At 62.1% G+C, this 19009-nt stretch carries 17 protein-coding genes and 1 pseudogene; 4 read left to right on the forward strand and 14 right to left on the reverse strand.

What is annotated here, in order from left to right; translation table 11 throughout:
• Positions 1 to 85: 85 nt before the first annotated feature.
• Entirely contained in the window at positions 86 to 535 is a 450-nt protein-coding gene (locus R8L07_02240; GenBank protein MDW3204336.1) for a MarR family transcriptional regulator, read from the forward strand.
• Positions 536 to 579: 44 nt separating this feature from the next.
• Here the strand turns inward: R8L07_02240 and R8L07_02245 are convergent, their stop codons facing one another.
• The 3 genes and pseudogenes from R8L07_02245 to R8L07_02255 form a co-directional block, all read right to left on the reverse strand.
• Entirely contained in the window at positions 580 to 1137 is a 558-nt protein-coding gene (locus R8L07_02245) for an aromatic-ring-hydroxylating dioxygenase subunit beta (protein ID MDW3204337.1), read from the reverse strand.
• Positions 1137 to 2423, reverse strand: coding sequence for an aromatic ring-hydroxylating dioxygenase subunit alpha (locus R8L07_02250; protein ID MDW3204338.1), 1287 nt, complete (start codon positions 2421 to 2423; stop codon positions 1137 to 1139). Before R8L07_02250 ends, R8L07_02245 begins: the two co-directional genes overlap by 1 nt.
• A gap of 12 nt (positions 2424 to 2435) precedes the next feature.
• Positions 2436 to 3971: pseudogene (locus R8L07_02255) on the reverse strand (FAD-dependent oxidoreductase).
• A gap of 263 nt (positions 3972 to 4234) precedes the next feature.
• Here R8L07_02255 and R8L07_02260 point away from each other — a divergent pair.
• Complete coding sequence (locus tag R8L07_02260; protein ID MDW3204339.1) at positions 4235 to 5215, forward strand: helix-turn-helix domain-containing protein; 981 nt, start codon at positions 4235 to 4237, stop codon at positions 5213 to 5215.
• On the opposite strand, the gene R8L07_02265 is transcribed toward R8L07_02260, so the two are convergent.
• The 11 genes from R8L07_02265 to R8L07_02315 form a co-directional block, all read right to left on the reverse strand.
• Complete coding sequence (locus tag R8L07_02265) at positions 5172 to 5816, reverse strand: isochorismatase family protein (GenBank protein ID MDW3204340.1); 645 nt, start codon at positions 5814 to 5816, stop codon at positions 5172 to 5174. The genes R8L07_02260 and R8L07_02265 overlap by 44 nt on opposite strands.
• A complete protein-coding gene (locus R8L07_02270) occupies positions 5813 to 6853 on the reverse strand; it encodes a 2,5-dihydroxypyridine 5,6-dioxygenase (protein MDW3204341.1) in 1041 nt (346 codons plus the stop codon). Before R8L07_02270 ends, R8L07_02265 begins: the two co-directional genes overlap by 4 nt.
• Positions 6854 to 6874: 21 nt before the next feature.
• A complete protein-coding gene (locus R8L07_02275; protein ID MDW3204342.1) occupies positions 6875 to 7696 on the reverse strand; it encodes an alpha/beta hydrolase in 822 nt (273 codons plus the stop codon).
• Positions 7697 to 7712: 16 nt separating this feature from the next.
• Positions 7713 to 8414 carry an Asp/Glu racemase gene (locus R8L07_02280; protein MDW3204343.1) on the reverse strand — a complete coding sequence of 234 codons (702 nt, stop codon included), beginning with the start codon at positions 8412 to 8414 and terminating at the stop codon, positions 7713 to 7715.
• Between the two features lie 66 nt (positions 8415 to 8480).
• Positions 8481 to 9434, reverse strand: coding sequence for an amidohydrolase family protein (locus R8L07_02285; protein MDW3204344.1), 954 nt, complete (start codon positions 9432 to 9434; stop codon positions 8481 to 8483).
• Positions 9435 to 9649: 215 nt separating this feature from the next.
• Positions 9650 to 10291: a bifunctional 4-hydroxy-2-oxoglutarate aldolase/2-dehydro-3-deoxy-phosphogluconate aldolase gene (gene eda, locus R8L07_02290; GenBank protein MDW3204345.1), complete on the reverse strand. Its 642-nt coding sequence runs from the start codon at positions 10289 to 10291 to the stop codon at positions 9650 to 9652.
• On the reverse strand, positions 10288 to 11238 hold the full coding sequence (locus R8L07_02295) for a sugar kinase (GenBank protein MDW3204346.1): 951 nt from the start codon (positions 11236 to 11238) through the stop codon (positions 10288 to 10290). Before R8L07_02295 ends, eda begins: the two co-directional genes overlap by 4 nt.
• A 94-nt stretch (positions 11239 to 11332) precedes the next feature.
• Positions 11333 to 13126, reverse strand: coding sequence for an IlvD/Edd family dehydratase (locus tag R8L07_02300; GenBank protein MDW3204347.1), 1794 nt, complete (start codon positions 13124 to 13126; stop codon positions 11333 to 11335).
• 15 nt (positions 13127 to 13141) lie between these two features.
• Positions 13142 to 14467: a TRAP transporter large permease subunit gene (locus tag R8L07_02305; protein ID MDW3204348.1), complete on the reverse strand. Its 1326-nt coding sequence runs from the start codon at positions 14465 to 14467 to the stop codon at positions 13142 to 13144.
• 4 nt (positions 14468 to 14471) lie between these two features.
• Positions 14472 to 15047 carry a TRAP transporter small permease gene (locus R8L07_02310; protein MDW3204349.1) on the reverse strand — a complete coding sequence of 192 codons (576 nt, stop codon included), beginning with the start codon at positions 15045 to 15047 and terminating at the stop codon, positions 14472 to 14474.
• Between the two features lie 172 nt (positions 15048 to 15219).
• Positions 15220 to 16236 (reverse strand): TRAP transporter substrate-binding protein, encoded by a 1017-nt coding sequence (locus tag R8L07_02315; GenBank protein ID MDW3204350.1) that lies wholly within the window; start codon positions 16234 to 16236, stop codon positions 15220 to 15222.
• 354 nt (positions 16237 to 16590) lie between these two features.
• Between R8L07_02315 and R8L07_02320 the strand changes: the two genes are divergently transcribed.
• Both R8L07_02320 and R8L07_02325 read left to right on the forward strand, forming a co-directional pair.
• Entirely contained in the window at positions 16591 to 17616 is a 1026-nt protein-coding gene (locus tag R8L07_02320; protein ID MDW3204351.1) for a LacI family DNA-binding transcriptional regulator, read from the forward strand.
• A 94-nt stretch (positions 17617 to 17710) separates the two neighbouring features.
• Complete coding sequence (locus tag R8L07_02325; protein MDW3204352.1) at positions 17711 to 19006, forward strand: S8 family serine peptidase; 1296 nt, start codon at positions 17711 to 17713, stop codon at positions 19004 to 19006.
• Positions 19007 to 19009: the final 3 nt, after the last annotated feature.

The following is a 19009-nucleotide window of genomic DNA, read 5'->3' on the forward strand; positions in this document are numbered from 1 at the left end:
GTAATAAGAAAAGCAAGGACGTGATATGGGAGCGAAAAAGGAAAAATCGGCCGAAGCCGACCAGCCGACAACATTGCTGGAGCGGATGCCACTTTGGTCCCGGCCGGGCTTTCTCGTCCGGCGGTTGCATCAGATTCATCTCGCCCTGTTTCTGGAAGAGTGCAAGGAATTCGACATTACGCCGGTCCAGTACGGACTTCTGACGACGCTCAAGCTGCGTCCCGATCAGGATCAGAATTCCCTGGGTCAGGAGCTGGGCCTTGACCGCACGAATGTCGCGGATGTCCTGGTACGTCTCACCAAGCGCGGGCTCGTGGAGCGCCGCCGCAGCGAGGAGGACAAGCGGATGGTCCTCGCCCGCCTGACCGAAGAAGGCGAGAATGTTACCGAGGCCATGTACTCCGCCATGCAACGTGCGCAGGAACGTCTGCTGGAGCCATTGCTGCCACAGGAACGGAACGCTTTCATCACCACGCTGATACGGCTGATCGACGGAAACAATCAGCACGGCAGAACCGTGTTCAAGCCGCACTGATCGTTTCGGATACGCCCGGGCCCCAGGGGCGGACAACGCCCGTTCTAAACCGGCAGCACCAAAGCTGTCGGTATGATCAGGCTGTCGTAGACGCAAATGCGCCTGCGCAATCGCAGCGCGCCATCCCCGCCCCGCAGGAATATGTCATGATATGATCCGGCCTGGTGGATATGCGTGGTCGGATCATCGTGCAGGGTCTCCAGCACCATGTAATTGGCCCGTGCCGCAATGCTGCCGTCTTCGGAAACGCCGAGCGCCATGGTGTTGGTGACGTAGTGCCGCAGGTAGCGCGGTGCGAACATGGCGGTGTGCTGGATTGCGAAGGCGCGATCTTTCAGCATCCCCTTGCCTTCGCAATGGACCAGACCGACCGGCATGTCGTTGTCGAAATTCTCCCGCGCGGTCACGGAATAGAAGGCGTCGTCGGTGAAGAACTCCGGCCAGGCCTGCAGATCTCCCTCATCCAGGACCAGGCTGTACTGCGCGTTGAAGTCCTCCAAATCGGCTCTTAATGCGCGCCTTTCCTCGCCCGTCGGCTCCCGGAACCCGCCAGTTCCCGCACCGGCCGCATCTCCAATGATCGGTTTCGACATGAACGACATCACAGCCCCATTTCCTTGCGCCAGTACTCATACATTCCACGGATTGCCGATTCGGAAATCAGCGTATCGGAGGTTCCGGTCGGCGTCTCCGGATCGAGGGCGACAAGATGGGTCCCATCGGTGCCTCGCAACATGCCGTCCTGAACGAACTTCATCGCCTCGTTATCCTCGAGCCCAAGGAAGCCGGCCGGCCCCATGAGATTGCCCTGCCGCAGGCGGTGCCGGGTCATCTCCTCATCGTCCCCCTCATAGCCGAACATCGTCCAGTTCATGACGAATTCGTTCGGCCCCTTCGGAACGATTTGACGAACACCCAGGGTGTTCATCTCCCGCTGGACAATCAGGTTCGGCCAGATCGTCTGCATCGTCACAGACCAGGGCGAGTCGAACTCCGGAATGAAATCCATGAATTTCGGCTCGTTCAGCTCCATGCCGTCGCGATAGGCGCGCATTTCGCTCTTGGCTGCGGAATCGATGGACTTTCCGTCACTCTTGGCCGATGCCATCGTGCCGTGCCGCCCGGTCGCATCCGCGATCATCGCCGACTTGTTGCCGGCCACCAGCAGACCGAACGTCACCAGGAAGGTATGCAGAAGGGTCGCATGATACGGATCCTTTAGGTTCTCGTGGTACAGCTTCCAGTTTCCCGGCACCGTGTTCCGGTAATAGCCCAGGATAGTCAGTTTGCGCCCGTCGAAGGTGGCATCGAAATCCCGCAGAATATCCGGCCCCATGTATTCTTCGATCGTTTCCATATCATCGTGGTAAGAGGCGAACACGACACCGCGCCGTGTCGTGACGTTGAGCTTGCGGATGCCGTGCTGGGTCGGATCGAAATCCTTCGCCATGCCGCCCTTGCCGCCCACGCCACGCCGGAACGGCACGCCGCTGAGGTTGCCTTCCAGATCATAGGTCCATTGGTGATATGGACAGACAAACTCCGTCACCTTGCCACGCTGTTCGCGACAGAACTCCGCCGCCCGGTGTGCACACCGGTTTTCGAACACGTTGACTGCACCATCCTCGCCCCGCACGACCACCACCGGCGTCGGACCGACAAAGGACCGCACGAACTGACCCGGCTCGGGGATCTCCGCTTCCAGCGCGACATAGTTCCAGGAGCGGCCGTGAAAGATGCGATCGACTTCGCGTTCATAGATGGCGTCGCTGGTATAAACCCAATCCGGAATCCGATTAAGTCCGCCTTCAGGCCAGGTGTAGTGATCGGCATCGGCCACGGCGGTCGCTGGCTTGCCGATACAGCCGGCCGGGCGCGTTTCAAACATGTCGTCAGGCACTGGTTCTCCCCTGCTCATCAATTTGCGGGCTTCCCGTATTGCCGTCGCATCCGAGAATGCGAAGACGGCTTGGAGCCGGTTGTCGGAATCGATCTGAAAGAAGGCCGTCGCATCTCCATCCGCCTGATCTCGCCTGCGGACCGCGCCACCGGGATCCGGGATACCGAGAATCTGAATGTTCAGGCCGATCTGGTCCGACCAGAACCACGGGATTCCCTCATATCGGGTCTCCGCCCCGGCCATGGTTCGACCGGCGGCGACTGCCTGATCCTGGGCGTTCTGCCAGGATTCAAGCCGCAGCGATTGGCCTTTCGGCGCATGCGGATAGTTGGCGACGTCGCCGGCCGCGAAAATCGCCGGATCGGACGTCCGCCCGGTCGCATCGACGACAATACCACCGTCGACGGCAAGCCCGACCGCCTTGGCCAGTTCGACATTCGGTACCGCCCCGACCCCCACGACGACCAGATCGGCCGGAACGGTCTCGCCACTCGCAAGGGATACTGCCGACACGCCGCCCGCATCGCCGCAGAACCCGGTCACGTCGACCCCGGTCCGGACATCGACACCTGCCGCCCGGGCGCGTCTGGCCAGTTCGTCGGAAACCGGTGCGGGCAGAATTCGGGACACCAGCCGCGCATCGCGCTCCAATACGGTGACCGACTTGCCGGCCGCACGCGCGGTGGACGCCACCTCGAGCCCGATAAAGCCGCCGCCGACGACCGCGACGGAACCTGCCTTGGCCAGGCCCTCCTTAAGGGCGCGTGCATCCGCCTGGCTGCGCAAGTACAGAATGCCGCCCAGGTCGCAGCCGGGAACATCAAGCTGCCGAGGGCGCGCGCCGGTCGCAAGCAGAAGCGCATCATAGCCAAGCGTTTTGCCATCGCTCAGCGCAAGCTGACGTGCGTCGCGGTCGATACCCTGAACGGAAAGCCCCGGCCGAAAGTCGAGCGCCAGACGGTTCAATTCCGCAGGCGAGAACAGCAGAAGATCGGATTCCGACGCTTCCCCCGTCAGGATTCCCTTCGACAGTGGCGGCCGTTCGTAAGGCGCGGACGGTTCCTCGCCGATCAGAACCAGCTTTCCGGCATATCCGGCCATCCTCGCCGCTTCGGCTGCGCGGCCGCCCGCCTGACCGGCACCGACAATGACCATGCACCGGTCATCCGCGCCCTCAGCTACCGGCGCCGCAAGAATAGATTCCTTACCGTCGCCCGCCGCCGCGGGGCGGTCCGGGTCGATGTAGACCTCACCCGCGTCCACCTTGGTCAGGAATGTCGGCAGATCCTCTGTGACGGGGGCGCCTTGCGCCTTGCCTGTGCGCACGCAGAAGCGGCCCTGATGAAGCGGGCATTCGATGCAGCCGTCCTCAACGAACCCGTCGGACAGGATCGCCACCTGATGCGTACAGACGTCGCCGATGGCAAAGACCTCTCCATCCAGCCAATACAATGCAATGCGCTGACCATCGACCGTCAGCGGCAGAATTTTACTGCTGCGCACCTCATCCAGCGTCGCAACACGCACCCAAGCCATGAGCCATCTCCATTCTTATTTTTATGCAGTATACCCCGTTTTAATCAAACTTCAACCATGTCCCTTACCGGAAGGAACGAGCGATAGCGTTCACCCGGCACCGCCAAAGCCTTGCCTTAAAGCGCCATATCTTTCAGGATGCGCGTGAAGTCACCCAAAATTGGCCTTGGGATTCTCTTGAGTGTTTTTAATCAGTATGCTGATTATAAATCCAACTCTTGAACCTTGCCAGTCCTGAGCAAGACCAACACAGGGAGGTACGGATGCGACATAGGGGAAGACGCCGACAGGACAGGACGGCGCGCAGCGAGATTGGGCTGTACGGCATTTCGCAAGGCAGCCTCGAACTCGCCTTGCTGAAGGCCGTATTCGACACGGCGAACACGTTTGCGAGGCACCGTCTGTTTGCACTCCGAAACGCCGGCACCGGTACCTATACAAGTGACATTTCCAGACTGGATGCATGTTTTATTGGCGGTGCCAGTGTCTCCGACGCCGCAGCGCCCGTTGCGGTCCGCAACGCCTACGATCTGAGGCGCCGCTCGGAGATCCTGCTCGGCATCGGATATGGGGCATTCACCTTGACCGCGGCGCGGCTGACCGACGGCACGAATACCGCCGTCCACAAGAAGGACCTTCCCAAGTTTCGCGAGCTTTTCCCCTTCTCGCCCTACAGCAACGCGCTGATAGAATGGAACGAGCGATTGGTCACCTGCGCCGGCGGCATGGCAACAACCGAGGCGGCGCTTATGGTCGTCGAAAGAGTTGCCGGTCGCGCAATTGCCGGCGATGTGGCGGGCAGCCTGCTCTACCACCGAAACCGATTCACGCTGACGGGTCAGACATTGGCGGTGCCCGAACCGGCATCCCGAAGCGGCGACATGATGGGGCGCTTGGCAGAACTGCTGAGGGATCATGTCGAAACGCCCCTGTCGACGGAAGAGATCGCCGACCGTCTGGGCGTATCGATCCGGACACTGCAACGACTGGTGAAGCGGCGTCTGGATTGCACACTGATGGCGTACTACAGGCAAATTCGGCTGGAACATGCGAACTGGATGCTGCGCGAGACGTCGAACAGCATTTCCACGATCGCTGCCTCCACCGGATTCCCGTCGCATTCGAATTTCACCCGCCAGTATCGGACGGCCTACGGCGTGTCGCCTAGCGTCGTGCGACGCCGGGCGCGAAGCCAGTCGGTCACGCCCCGCGCGGCGACGGCGGCAATTCAAGTGCTTCGGTAAGCGTCAGGAGGCACGCGTTCTTCTGCTCCATATCGAACAGATTGGCGTTGTGCGGCTCCAGGGCGCGGTCCCCGACACAGTCCGACACGACGATCGGACGGAAGCCATGGGACATGGCATCGACCACACTGGCCCGCACGCAGCCGCTGGTGACCGCCCCGGCGACGAACAGGGAAATCACCCCGCGCTGCGCCAGCCAGGGCGCCAACATCGTACCGAAGAAGGCCGACGGCACGGTCTTGCGCACGACCATTTCCCCCGCGACAGGCGTCAGTTCGTCGACGATCTGACTGGCGGGCGACGCCTCTTTCAACTTCAGCAGGTTCGGCACCTTGGCCGAAAAGATATTGGCGTCGGAATCGTCATCGGCATAGACGATCCGGCTGTGCGCAACCGGCCATCCGGCCCGGCGCGCATGGGCCAGCAAGGCTTCCGTCTGCGCGATGGCGGGCCGGATATTGCCACCCCCGAACATCTCCGGATCGGCGAACCCGTTCACGAAATCCACGATCAACAGCCCGTAGGGCGGGACAGGTTCCAGCGATTGGCCGAAGCCCTGCTTCCGGTACGGCACCAGCGTTTCACTCGCCGCGCCACTCATGCCGCATCCTCCACCACGCGTCCTTCGATCACGACCGGCGTACCGTCCAGTTCGACAGTGCAGTTCCGTAAGGGGATATCCATGTGGCAGGCCGTCGTGCGCGTGCCCCCGGCCTCGTTGTTCGGGCCCAGCGAGAACAGGAAGTTGCCCTCATAGGCGCGGGCATCCATCGCGATCGTGGCCTCCCGGTCGTAAAGGCCCAGGGTCGACCATTTCGCCCGCGGCTGCAGCCCCCAGCCGATATGGGACATGGCATAGGCTTCCGGATCGTTGAAGCTGGCCATGTATTCACGCAGCAGGGCCGCGTCGACACCGCCCTCGATCTTGGTCGCGAAGCCGTTCTCGATGGTCAGGATGATCGGATCCTGCACATAGGATTTCTGCGGGATCAGGATGTCGCCGCGATCGATGACGATGGTCCCGTTGCTTTCGCCCTCATTGGGAAAGGTGAAGGTGAAGCCGCTGGGCCAGTGATCCCAGCGCCCCGGCTCGTCCACGAACCCATATTCCGCGATGGCCGGAAAATCACCGATCCTGAATGTGACGTCGGTCCCAGCGGCGGAGGTCGCACGCATGGTGCGCGCTGCCTCGATCCGGGCCTTTGCCTTCAAGACACGGGTCTTGTCCGCCTCGGTCGGCAGGATACGCGCCAGCACCTCCGGCGGCTCCACCGCCAGCAGGATCTTCGTACCGGTCTTCAGGATTTCGATCTGTTCCGGCGAGAACAGCAGGGTCATCAGGTCCAGGACCAGGTCGCTGGCCTCCAGGGCGGAGATCGCAGCCTTGTTGCCGGTCAGCGGCGTCTCGCCCAGATAGGCCAGCGCGTCGCGGCTCAACGCCTTTTCCCCGTTCACCGGGGGCAGATCGATCTGACAGACGATGGCCCCCATCGACTGGGCGGCGATCTTGGCCGTCGACAGGTTTTGCGGGTGGGTATTCACGCTGGTCAGAATGGTCACGGTCTGCCCGGCTTCCAATCTGGACAGGCGCAACACCTCCTTCCAGGCCTCGATCATCTGAAAATCGGCTATCGGCATCTCTCACGCCTCCCGTTCGTTTCAGGCGACCGCCGCGCCGAGGAAATCGCCCAGCGCCCGGTACAGCCCTTCTTCGTCATCCCATGGAATCATGTGCCCGGCGTCGGTCACGGTCGCGGATTGCAGGGACGGCATCAGCCCTCGCAATTCGGCTTCGTCCTCATCCAGGATCACCCCGCCCTTGCCCGCTCGAATCAGCAGGGTCGGCTGATCCACATGCGGAAAATCGCTGTGGAAATCGGTGGTATGGAACTCCTCGAAACTCTGGCGGATCGCCCGTGCGTCGCAGGTATGCAGCCATTCCGCCCGCAGCCGCAGTTGCTCCTCCGTCCAGGTCGGGCAATAGGCGCGCATCGCGTCATGATCCATGCCCAGGACCGCCTCTGCGATACTGTCCATGTACCAGGGCAGCTTCGACGGATACTCGCGACGGCCCGGTCCGGAAACCGGCGGGTCGACCAGCACCAGCCGCGTCGGATGCCCGGGGTGACGGCGGGCCGCCCGCATCGCGATGCGCCCCCCCATCGAATGACCCAGAATGCTATAGCGCTTTAGACCAAGGGCCTCGGCAAAGGCGACGACATCGTCCGCCTGGGCATCCAGCCCATAGTCCAGATCATCCGACGCTTCCGACAGACCGCGGCCGCGGACATCCAGGATATAGGTGTCGAAGGTCCGGCCCAGTCTTTCGCCGACGAAGCCCCAGGTTATGGCCGGGCTGGTAATGCCCGGCACCAGAACGATCGGATCCAGATCCGAACGGACGCTTTCGTCGGCATAGCGCAGATAGTGCTGCCGGATGCCGTTTGCGCGGACATTGCCGCCATATCGGTAATTGCTCATTTAACGTCTCCCCAAATCAGTAGGCGCCGGACAACAGCGCCCCGCCCCCCGGCGCGCGGCGTTCCAGGCCCAGTTCCTTCAGCATCGCGTAGGTCGTGGCGATGGCGGCGGTCACGACCGGCTTGCCGGTACGCGCCTCAACCTCCTCAACCGCGGCCAGGGACGGCATCTGCACGCAGGCCGACAGGACGACGGCATCGACGTCCGCGGTCTTCAGACCGGACACGATTTCCGGCAGGTTCGACGGGTCATGGCGCCCGACATCCAGATTGTTCGGGATCTCCAGCGCCCGCCAGTCGCTGACTTCATAGCCTTCGTTTTCGATATAGCCGACCACGGTCTCGGTCAGGGGCTTCATATAGGGGGCGACCAGCGCGACCTTCTTCGCGCCCAGCACGCCGAGCGCGTCGCATAACGCCCCGGCCGACGTGACAACCGGCGCCGCCCCGCCATTGTCTACGGTCGCCTGGTGCAGGCGCGCCTGCGATTCCCGGTGATAGCCGTGCCCCATGGACATGATCGCCACGAGGCAGGCGTAACCCATGACGTCGACCCGTGCGTCCGATAGTTCCAGCGCGCAACGGTCCGACTGCGCATCCATCGCGGCCAGTTCCTCCTTCTTCACCGTCATCATGCGCATGCGGCTGGAATGGAAGGTAAAGCGCTCCGGCAGAATGACCTGGCGTGCATTCAGGATTGCCGGGATTTCGGTTTCCATGGTGGTGTTGGAGCTCGGGACGATCTGCCCGATCCGGTAGGATTTCTTCATGATGGTCCTCAGGTGTCAGATCTTGAACAGCCGAACGGCGTTGTCCCGGCCGATCATCTGGCGGGTGGCATCGTCCAGTGGCGCCGTGTCGAGGAACTCGACGGCCAGTTCGGTGCTTTCATAGGGGTAGTCGACGGAGAACAGCACATTCTCCGCGCCCATTTCCCCGATGGCGCCGATCAGGGCGTGATGTGAACACACACCCGACGTGGTGATCAGGATGTTGCTGCCGAAATATTCTGACGGCTTCCGCTTCAGGGAGACGCCGCAGGGATAGGCCTCGAACCGGCTGTCGAACCGCCAGCGCAGGAAGGGCAGGCCTTCCCCCATATGCCCCAGCACCAGCTTGACGCCCGGATAGCGGTCGAACACCCCGCCGAACAGAAGCCTTAGCGCATGGCTGCCGGTCTCTACCCCCCAACCCCATGTCGCACCCAGCAGTTCCGGGTGGTCAGCAAAGCTGTAGGGGTGATGCTTGGCATTTGTCGGGTGCAGATAGAACGGTACGTCGAGCGACTGCACCCTGTCCCAGACCACATCGAACTTCGGATCATCGTAATAGACGCCGTCGGTATGCCCGTTGACCATCGCCCCTTTGAACCCGAGGTCACGCACGCAGCGTTCCAGCTCGTCAGCCGCTTCCTCGGGCGATTGCATGGGCAGCATGGCAAAACCGGCAAGACGGCCGGAATGGTGTGCAACCCGCTCCGCAAGGTAGTCGTTGGACTTCCGCGCGTGATCAATCGCGCTTTGCAGGTCCGGCTCTCCCTGCACACCGGGTCCGGTCTGGGACAGGATCGTCAACTCGATCCCGTGCCGGTCCATGATATCGATCCGCTCTTCATCGATATCGGCGAGCCGACGGGTCAAAACCCGGGCGGTCTCATGGTCGATCAGGCTGATGAAGGATTTCGAATAGGATTCGAAACCCGGCGTCATGAAATGTTCTTCGAAGGCTATCTTTCCCATGTCCCGACAAATCTCCAATATTCGTTTTGCCGCAGTTTATTCAGTATACTGACTATATGCAAGTTCTGCAGTCGCTCTGAGGTTCTGATACAAGACCATGAATCAGTGAGTATTGTTTAATTTCCCAGAATTCTGGGACTGACGAAACGGGTCGGAAACGACAATTTTAATCAGTACAGCGCGCGAAAAACTCTCCACTCCCGATGCACCAGGGTCTATGGGCGCCGCGTGATCCGGGCGGCACGCTCCGTGACGGCGTCCCAGTTGCCGGTTTGCAGATCGTTTTCGGTTACCAGCCACGATCCGCCGGCGCAGACGACGTTTCGCAGACTCAGGTAATCGTGGAGAGTCTGCTCCCGGATACCGCCGGTCGGGCAGAAAGAAACTTCGGGAAAGGGACCGGCGAAGCCGGAAAGCGCGTCGAGCCCCCCGGAAGCCGCAGCCGGAAAGAACTTCAGAAAGCGGAACCCGTATTCCCGTGCCCGCATGATTTCCGACGCCGTCGCCACACCAGGCAGGAACGGCATGCCGTCCGCGATGATCGCCGCCGCAAGGTCCGGGGTCAGTCCCGGACTCACACCGAATACGGCCCCCGCCTCCCGAACCCGTTGAAGGTCGACTTCTCGGAGAATGGTTCCCGCCCCCGGTATGGCCTCCGGCACCCTGTCACGGATCTGTCGAATGGCAGCGATCGCACTGTCGCTGCGCAGCGTCACCTCGATCACGGGTAGGCCGCCACGCACAAGAGCCTGCGCGAGCGGTACGGCATCCTCGACACGCCGGATCGTCACGACAGGAATGACCGGCGCCGTTCGGAGAATCTCTTCAAGAACGCCTGGTGTCGAGTATGCGGTCATTTGATTGCCCCTGCCGATGCCAGGGCGTTCCGCAGACCGGACGCCTCCAGGATGGACTTTGGTATGATCGCGCCCGGATGCTGGATCACAGTGGATGCCAGTTGATGCCCGAGCAGGGCGGCCTCGGCCGGAGAGTTGCCTGTGAGACGGGACGCAAGATAGCCGGCGTTGAAGGAATCGCCGGCAGCCGTTGTGTCCACAGGCCGGGGCACCCGTTCCGCCTCCACCTGGATCACTTCGCCCTCCGTGGCGATAGTACAGCAATGCTTGCCGTCCTTTATGACGACCTCCCGGATGCCGTAATCGCGATAGCGTTCTACCGTATCGGAAACCTTCCCATCCCCGAACAGGACATGGTCGTCGTCGAAGGTCGGCAGAACGATGTCGGTTCTCTTCAGGGCCTGCTGAAAGATGGCCCGTGCCCTGTCGCGGTCTGGCCACCCTTTGGCGCGGAAATTCCCGTCGAAAGCCACCTCGGCGCCGGATTTGCGGGCTGCATCCAGCCCTTCGAACAGCACATCCAGGGCCCTATCCGAGAAGAGCGAAAGCGTAATGCCGGACAGATAAATCATGTCGTAGCTCGGCAGGGCGGCAATGACGCGGCCCCCGAACTCATGATCGAACAGGTCGCGAACCGGCGAACGGTCCCGCCAGTAATGGAACGTCCGTTCACCCGTGCTGTCGGTTTCGATCACATAGAGCCCGGCGCTGCGTCCGGGCAGGCGACCGATGAGGCCGGTCCCAACCCCTTCCGACTGACACGTGGCGTTGATCGCATCACTGAAGGGATCGTCGCCAAGCAGGGTAACGAAATCAGAGGCGACGCCGAGACGACACAAATAGACCGCCGTGTTGAACGTATCCCCGCCATAAGCGAGATCGAAACGACCATCGGCGCCTCGCCTGAACTCCGCCATGCATTCGCCGATCGAGGCCAGGCGACTCACGCTCCCGGTCCTATCGGCATGGGACGTTCTGCTCACGGACAATTCCTCCGAAAGCGAAGCCGCGCTGGCACCAACCCGCATCGACCCCACCGTTCTAGTGATTGTGACGCGGAAGGCCCTTGGACTCCGCAATGCGCTGATACTTGACCGCCGGCTCCAGCACCATGCCCTGCGCCAGTTGCCCCACGCAGCCGCGCTGCAGTTCCTGCCAGGGCGTCTGGGACCCCGGATAGGGATAGCCTCCCTCGGCCTCAAGTACCTTCCGGCGATCCGCCCATTCCGCCTCCGGGACCATGGCATCCACGGTCCCGCGTCCCAGGTCGATGCGAACCCTGTCCCCGGTTTTGAGCAGCGCCAGCCCGCCCCCGACAGCGGCCTCCGGCGACGCATTCAGAATGCTGGGCGACCCTGAAGTGCCGGACTGGCGGCCGTCGCCGACGCAGGGAAGCGATTCCACTCCGGCGCGGATCAGGTAATCCGGGGGCCGCATATTGACGACTTCCGATGCACCGGGATAGCCGATCGGACCCGTTCCTCGCATGAACAGAATGCAGTTCTCATCGATCCCGAGCGAGGGATCGTCGATGCGGGCATGGTAGTCCTCCGGTCCGTCGAACACGATGGCCCGGCCTTCAAATGCGTCCGGATCCTGAGGATTCGAAAGGTAACGCCTGCGGAAGTCCGGTGTCACCGCGGACACCTTCATCACCGCCTCGTCGAACAGGTTGCCCGACAGCAGCTTGAACCCGGCCGCCACCATAAACGGCGTATCGGGCGCCGCGATGACCTGCCGGTCCCGCGACCGCATCCCCATGCAGTTTTCGCCGATGGTCTTGCCGGTTACGGTCGGCGCATCGGAATGAATCAGGCCTGCCCCCATCATTTCCCCGATCACCGCCGGCACGCCGCCGGCGCGATGGAAATCCTCTGCCAGGTAATCCCCGATCGGCTGCATGTCGACGATCCGCGGAACGTCGCCGCCGACCTCCTCCCACTTTCGCCAGCTCAGTTCCACACCGGCATGCCGCGCGATGGCCTGAAGATGGATCGGCGCATTGGACGATCCGCCCAGCGCGGACGTCACGCGAATGGCATTTTCAAAGGCTTCCGTCGTCAGGATGTCGGAGGGTTTCAATTCTTCGTTGACGAGTTCCACCGCCCGGCGGCCGGTCTCATAGGCGATCTTGCCCCGTTCGCGGTACGGCGCCGGAATGGCGGCGCAGCCCGGAAGAGACATGCCCAGCGTCTCCATCAGGGCGTTCATCGTCATGGCGGTTCCCATCGTGTTGCAGAAACCGGGGCTTGGCGCGGACGCCGTGGCCATTTCCATGAAGGTCTCGTGATCGATCTTGCCTTCAGCCAGCAATTCCCTGGCCTTCCAGATGATGGCGCCGCTGCCGACACGCCGGCCGTCGTACCAGCCGTTCAACATCGGCCCGCCGGTCAGGACGATGGCGGGGATGTCGACGGTCGCGGCTGCCATGAGGCAGGCCGGAGTCGTCTTGTCGCACCCGGTCGTCAGAACGACACCGTCCAAGGGATAGCCATAGAGCACTTCCACCAGACCGAGATACGCCAGGTTCCGGTCGAGCGACGCAGTCGGGCGCTTGCCGGTTTCCTGAATGGGATGGACCGGAAACTCGATGGCAATGCCGCCGGCATCACGAATGCCGTCCTTCACGCGCGCAGCAAGCTCTACCAGCGGCCGGTTACAGGGCGACAGGTCGCTGCCGGTCTGGGCAATCCCGATGATCGGCCGGCCCGCCTGCAACTCCGCCCGCGTCAGGCCGTAATTCAGATAGCGTTCGAGGTAGAGCGCCGTCATCCCCGGGTCCGCGGGATTGTCGAACCAGCTTTGGGAACGAAGACCTTTGCGCTTCTTATCCATGGGAACTCTCTTCCTTCATCGTCCCGTGATTCCGGGAAACACAATCAGCAACCCGACGGCAAGAACCTGCATGCCGATGAACGGCAGCAAGGATCGGAATATGGTCCCGAGCGAGATGTCGGGTGGGGCCACACTCTTGAGATAGAACGCGGCCGGGCCGAAAGGCGGCGTGAGAAACGACACCTGCATGTTCATGGCGAAGAGGACACCGAACCAGACAGGGTCTAGGCCGAGACTGATCACGACCGGCACGAAAATCGGCATGGTCAGAAGGGCGATCCCGACCCAATCGAGGAACATGCCGAGCAGGAACAGGATTGCCATCATGACCAGGATAACGACCTTCGGCTCCTCTGAAATCCCGGTCAGCAGGCTGGACACGAAGTCGATGCCCCCCATCAGGTTGAACACGCCGACCAGGGCGCTGGCGCCGATACCGATCCACACGATCATGCCGCAGGTCGAGAGGGTCTGTAACGCGGCGCCCTTCAGCATCGAGAGGCTGAACTCCCCGCGGACCACGGTCGACAGCAACACCCCCAGGACCCCGACGGCGGAGGCTTCGGTCACAGAGGCGATTCCGCCATAGATCGAGCCCAGCACGAAGGCGACGACGCAGATTGGCAGGATGATCCCCTTAAGCAGTTTCAGATGCTCTGAGAACGGTCGATCATCGGGTTCCGGGGCCGGCGCGAGGCTGGGGTTGAGACGGCAGCGGATGATCACATAGGCGACGTAGAACCCGGCCAACATGAATCCCGGGATGAATGCCGAAGTGAAGAGATCGCCGATCGATACATTGGCGGTGAGGCCATAGATGATGAGAACGATTGACGGCGGGATCATGGTTCCAAGGGAACCGCCGGCGCAGATCACCCCGATAGCGAGTTTCTTGTCGTAGCCGAGGCGCAGCATCTGGGGCAGCGCCAACAGTCCCAGCAACACGATCTCTCCGCCGATAATGCCACTCATGGCCGCCAGGATGACGGCAACGAAGATCGTCTGAACCGCGACCGCCCCCCGTAACCGGCGCCCGGCCAACTTCATCGCGTCGAACAGATCCGCCGCGATTCCGGAACGGTCCAACAATGCCGCCATCAGCACGAACATCGGAACGGAAACGAAGACGAAGGAAGAAACGAAGGAATAGACCCGGCTCGTGATCAGGGGAACGGCAGCGGGACCGAACCAGCCGACCGCAAAGATCAGCGCGACCAGCAGGGTCACATAAGCCAGCGGAATGCCCAGCAGCAGCAACGCGAACAGAAGTCCGAACATCAGCAGCGTGCCGTACTCAATCCCCAGCGCCTTGAGATTGAAGGAAATGTCGAGCAGTTCCATCCGGCTATTCCTGCTTACCGAACGCGGCGCGGGCGAAGTTGAAGGCAAGCACCAGAAACTGCAGTGACAACAGCACCAGCACGACGAAGAGGAATATCTTCAAGCCCGCAGGAAAGGCCGGATCCCAGGCACTGCCGGATGTCTCCAGCCGGATGCCGCCCCCGGGGCGAAACACCGCGCGTTCGACGATCATCCAGGCCGCCCAGGAGAAGAAGACCGTGGCGCCCATGCAGATCAGCGAGATGAGAAGGTCCAGAACCGACTTCGCCCGCCCCTTGGCAAGGTCATAAAGCAGGACGACCCGAATGTGACTGTTGTGCGAGGTGCAGTAGAGGCCACCGAAGAGGAAGGCGATTGCACAGAGAAAGACCGTGGTCTCATGGGCCCAGATCGTTGGCGCATTGAAGACATAGCGCAGCAGCACTTCCTGATTGAGGACCAGGGCGGAGGCCAGAATTCCGATTGCGAAAACAATCGCCGCCCTGTCGACCATTCGGCCGAGGAGCCCCGCCTCCTGGATCGGACCGCGACGATCTTCAGCCTTCGGCCGATCGGTCGCCTCTGTCTTATCCTGCTGCATGTTCATGCCCCCCCAAATCATCGAAGAACCCGGTCTCTTCCTATCATGAAACGGGTTGCCTCGGGCCGCATCGCGACCTCCGGGAGAGACGGCGCGGAGTGTGCCGATACCGCCACACTCCGCCGGGCCGACCCGGGCAAGCCCGATGCCGCCCCACACCGTCTCGGATGGATCAGTGCACGAGGCCCTTTTCCGTCAGATATTCCGTCAGGACCTTGTAGACCTTCATGGCGTTATCCGACTTCGCGGCGACCTTTTCCCATTCGCCGATCGCGATCTTCCGGAATTTGGCCCGTTCTTCGGCCGACCAGTCATGTACGGTGATTTCGCCACCGGCCTTGGCCTGCTCGACCGCCTCGCGATCGCGTTCCGCAAGCGCGGCGACCTGGCTTTGTGCGAACTCGGCAACCGTTTCCTCGAAGGCCCGCTGCACATCAGACGGCAGGGAATCCCAGATTTCCTTGTTGATCGATACCTCAACCAGCGGCATCGAATGGAAACCCGGATAGATCGGGTGCGGCGCGATCTTGTTCAGCCCCTGTGCCTGGTTCGTCGAAAACACCGTGTAGTCGGCCGCCTCGATGACGCCCTTGTCCAGCGCCGTGAAGACTTCCGAACCGGGCAAATTGACCGGAGCGGCGCCCGCGGCGGCGAACACCTGCTGCACCAGCCCTTCGGGGGCGCGCATCTTCAGATTCTTAAGGTCATCGACGCCCTTCAGCGGAACCGCCGAGACAAATGCCTCCAGGCCCGGGGTCGTCGCACCGATGAAATGCAGCCCGTAGGGTGCCAGCATCTCATTCATCAGGGCCGCGCCCTTCGCGTCCATGAAATCGAACATCTGCTGAGGGTCGGACCAGGCGCCGACCGGATTCGCGATCAGGCTGAAAGCCGCGTCCTTGCCGGCGAAATAGGACGTATCGGTTATATGTCCGTCGAGGATTCCCGCCGCGATCGCGTCCTGCGTCTCCCGGTGCTCGACAACCGATCCTACCGGCAGCAGTTCAACCTTGACCCGACCGCCGGTACGCTCGGCCAGTGCTTCGGTCCATCCGGTCTGGAGCTGGAAATTCGGGTTCCCTGCCGGGTCACTCGACTGGAACTTGAAACTGTACTCCTGCGCATGCGCACCGCCCGACAGCATGATCACCGCCGCGGCCGCCAGTACGGTCTTAAGGTTCGATTTCATAATCTGCACTCCTTGTCTTCACGAACGGGATCGTTCGTCGGTGTTGGTCAGGAAGAGAGGAGCACCGTTTCCGACACTGTTCTGCGCGCCATGCCGTCGTCACGCATTGCGAGAACCCCCGCCCGGTCTGCCGGCGCGCAACCATGCCGTTGCGGTCAGGCGTCCGGATTGTTGCGGAAGCTGTCACGTCCTCCCAGTTACGGCTGGATTGTCGGGCTCCCCGTTCCAGCTTCAAATGTTAGCGCTAACATATTTAATATTTCTGGCGTGTGTCAACCGGATTTCGTAACATCCAACCCTGTCTGAAGAACATCGATCTGGTTTCATTTTCATGCATAAATTCAGGATGATAAGATGAGCGCGCGAAAGAATGCCAAGCTTTCGGACGTGGCGGCACGCGTTGGTGTTAGCGCGATCACCGTATCCCGGGCGCTCAGAACCCCTGAAAAGGTCTCGCCGCAGCTTCGGAAGGAAATCGCACGGGCGGTGGCCGAACTCGGATACGTCCCTAACCCCGCAGCGCGCGCGCTCGCGTCGCGACAATCGGATGTGATCGGGGTCGTCATTCCATCCGTTACGAACAACGTCTTCGCCGAGGTTGTTCAGGGCATCCATTCGGAGATGGAACATCACCCGTTCAACATGCAGTTGGCCTATACGCGGTATTCGCCGCGCACGGAAGAGAACCTGCTGAAAGTCTTCCTGAGCCAGAACCCGGCCGGTCTGATCGTGACGGGGATCGACCAGTCGGACGCCGCCCGCGCCATGCTGAAGGCCGCCCCCTGTCCGGTCGTGCAGATCATGGAAACCGCAGAGGACCCGATCGACCTGATGATCGGCTTCTCGCATTACGATGCGGCGCGCGCCGCCGCGACGCATCTGCTGGAACAGGGATACCGTCGACTCGCGTTTCTGGGCGCGCGCATGGACCCCCGCTCGCAGCGCCGCTTTCAGGGGTTTCGCGACGGGGCCATGGCCGGTGACGCGTATTCGGAAGCACGGGTCGTCACCTCCCCCGCCCCTTCCTCGGTATCGCTGGGCGCGGAATTCCTGGGCGAGCTGCTGACCAGTGCACCGGATTTCGATGCCATCTTCTGCAACAATGACGACCTTGCGCTTGGCGTCATGTTCGAAGCACAGCGAAGGAGAATTCAGATCCCGGACCAGATTGGCCTGTGCGGATTCAACGACCTGGATATGATGGCGGTCGCGGAGCCGGCCATCACCAGCGTTAAGACGTTTCGCCACGAAATGGGGCGGCAGGCTGTGGAAATGCTTGTCGCCAGAATCGCCGGGGAGGACGGGCCGTCGCAGACCGTCGTCGATCTGGGATTCGAGGTTCGCGCGAGGCGCAGCACCCGTCGGCCGTCGCGAGGTTAAGGCGCCACGGACCAAAGGGGGGCCCATACCCGGCATGCAGCACACAACGATACAGAACGTCAGGGCATTGTGCGCCGGCCGGAAGTTCCCGGGAATGCGATCCTGTCGGCAGGTATTGCTGATCTGGTGTGCTTGTGCGCTGAACCTCTTGGGTTTGTCGGCGGCAGAGGGACAGGGCCTGCCGACGACTGACGACGGATGGGCCGAACAGGCGATCGAGTCGCTCTGTCCTTTAGGACATCTCTCGGGCATCGAGGCACAGAGCCAACTGCCCGGGACCTGGCTGGTCAGTGAATCGCGACATCCGACAGAGGGCGACCCCAATATCGTTTCCATTCGGCTGCTGCTGCCCGGCGCAGACGAGCTTGCCATTGAGCGGCGCCAGGTATCCGGACGATTGCGGCAGTTCCGTGTCGCCTATTTCTCGAGATCGGGCGAAGAACTGGTCCCCCGCCTGTTGGCAATTGCCGACGGTGGTTGCACGACACAGTCCGGCCGGCGAATTCGTCGGGAAGGTGAAGTGTGGCGCTACCTTGATCAACTGGACGGCGATCTCACCACCCTGCGCTGGTCGGAGACCCTGCAGGCGCCCTGGCCGGAAGGACACGATCCCGGGGGCATCCGCGTCGCGCTGGTGGATTCCGGTCTCGCCTACGACATGGACCTGTTTCGCGACCGGTTGGCGCGCGGCCCGGACGGTGTCCCCCTAGGCTACGATTACTGGGATCTCGACCCATGGCCCTATGACGGCGATGTATCCCGCAGCCCGTTCCTGCCCATTCGCCATGGCACCGCGGTCGCGTCGGTTCTGGTTCGCGAAGCCCCCAACGTGACATTGATCCCGTTCCGCTATCCCCGTCCCGACATGGCCCGCATGGCGGATATCGTTTCCGACGCCGCACGCGCCGGCGCACGCATACTGGCCATGCCACTCGGCAGCAATCGGACAACCGACTGGGATGCCTTTGCGACCGCCCTCGCGCAGCATGACATTCTGGCCATCGTGTCAGCCGGCAACAATGGGCGGGATATCGACCGCAACCCGCTCTGGCCGGCGGTCCTTCCTTTGAAAAACATGATTGTCGTCACCTCGTCCGACGGCTTCGGTCGCCTGGCACAAGGGTCCAACTGGGGCCGCGAAAGTGTCGACATCATGCTGCCGGCCGAGAACGTTCCGATCGTCGACTTTCGCGGCGCCAGCGGAACGGCCTCGGGCTCCAGCTACGCCGTCCCGCGGTTGGCAGCCCTGGCGGCGCGCCTGCTGCATCAGGAACCGTCCCTCACCATTGACCAGTTGCGGGATCGGTTACTCGCACGCGCGGCCCCATCGCCATTCGAAACCTCACCGGTCGTCTCCGCCGGCTGGATCCCCGATCCCCTCTCCGACTAGCCG

Source organism: Alphaproteobacteria bacterium (genome assembly GCA_033344895.1).
Lineage (GTDB): Bacteria > Pseudomonadota > Alphaproteobacteria > UBA8366 > Aestuariispiraceae > Pacificispira.

Excerpts from the sequence above, each read along its gene's own strand:
- R8L07_02240 (MDW3204336.1), top strand. The coding sequence starts at position 86 with ATGCCACTTTGGTCCCGGCCGGGCTTTCTCGTCCGGCGGTTGCATCAG.
- R8L07_02245 (MDW3204337.1), bottom strand. The coding sequence starts at position 1,137 with ATGTCGTTCATGTCGAAACCGATCATTGGAGATGCGGCCGGTGCGGGA.
- R8L07_02250 (MDW3204338.1), bottom strand. The coding sequence starts at position 2,423 with ATGTTTGAAACGCGCCCGGCCGGCTGTATCGGCAAGCCAGCGACCGCC.
- R8L07_02260 (MDW3204339.1), top strand. The coding sequence starts at position 4,235 with ATGCGACATAGGGGAAGACGCCGACAGGACAGGACGGCGCGCAGCGAG.
- R8L07_02265 (MDW3204340.1), bottom strand. The coding sequence starts at position 5,816 with ATGAGTGGCGCGGCGAGTGAAACGCTGGTGCCGTACCGGAAGCAGGGC.
- R8L07_02270 (MDW3204341.1), bottom strand. The coding sequence starts at position 6,853 with ATGCCGATAGCCGATTTTCAGATGATCGAGGCCTGGAAGGAGGTGTTG.
- R8L07_02275 (MDW3204342.1), bottom strand. The coding sequence starts at position 7,696 with ATGAGCAATTACCGATATGGCGGCAATGTCCGCGCAAACGGCATCCGG.
- R8L07_02280 (MDW3204343.1), bottom strand. The coding sequence starts at position 8,414 with ATGGAAACCGAAATCCCGGCAATCCTGAATGCACGCCAGGTCATTCTG.
- R8L07_02285 (MDW3204344.1), bottom strand. The coding sequence starts at position 9,434 with ATGGGAAAGATAGCCTTCGAAGAACATTTCATGACGCCGGGTTTCGAA.
- eda (MDW3204345.1), bottom strand. The coding sequence starts at position 10,291 with ATGACCGCATACTCGACACCAGGCGTTCTTGAAGAGATTCTCCGAACG.
- R8L07_02300 (MDW3204347.1), bottom strand. The coding sequence starts at position 13,126 with ATGGATAAGAAGCGCAAAGGTCTTCGTTCCCAAAGCTGGTTCGACAAT.
- R8L07_02305 (MDW3204348.1), bottom strand. The coding sequence starts at position 14,467 with ATGGAACTGCTCGACATTTCCTTCAATCTCAAGGCGCTGGGGATTGAG.
- R8L07_02310 (MDW3204349.1), bottom strand. The coding sequence starts at position 15,047 with ATGCAGCAGGATAAGACAGAGGCGACCGATCGGCCGAAGGCTGAAGAT.
- R8L07_02315 (MDW3204350.1), bottom strand. The coding sequence starts at position 16,236 with ATGAAATCGAACCTTAAGACCGTACTGGCGGCCGCGGCGGTGATCATG.
- R8L07_02320 (MDW3204351.1), top strand. The coding sequence starts at position 16,591 with ATGAGCGCGCGAAAGAATGCCAAGCTTTCGGACGTGGCGGCACGCGTT.
- R8L07_02325 (MDW3204352.1), top strand. The coding sequence starts at position 17,711 with ATGCGATCCTGTCGGCAGGTATTGCTGATCTGGTGTGCTTGTGCGCTG.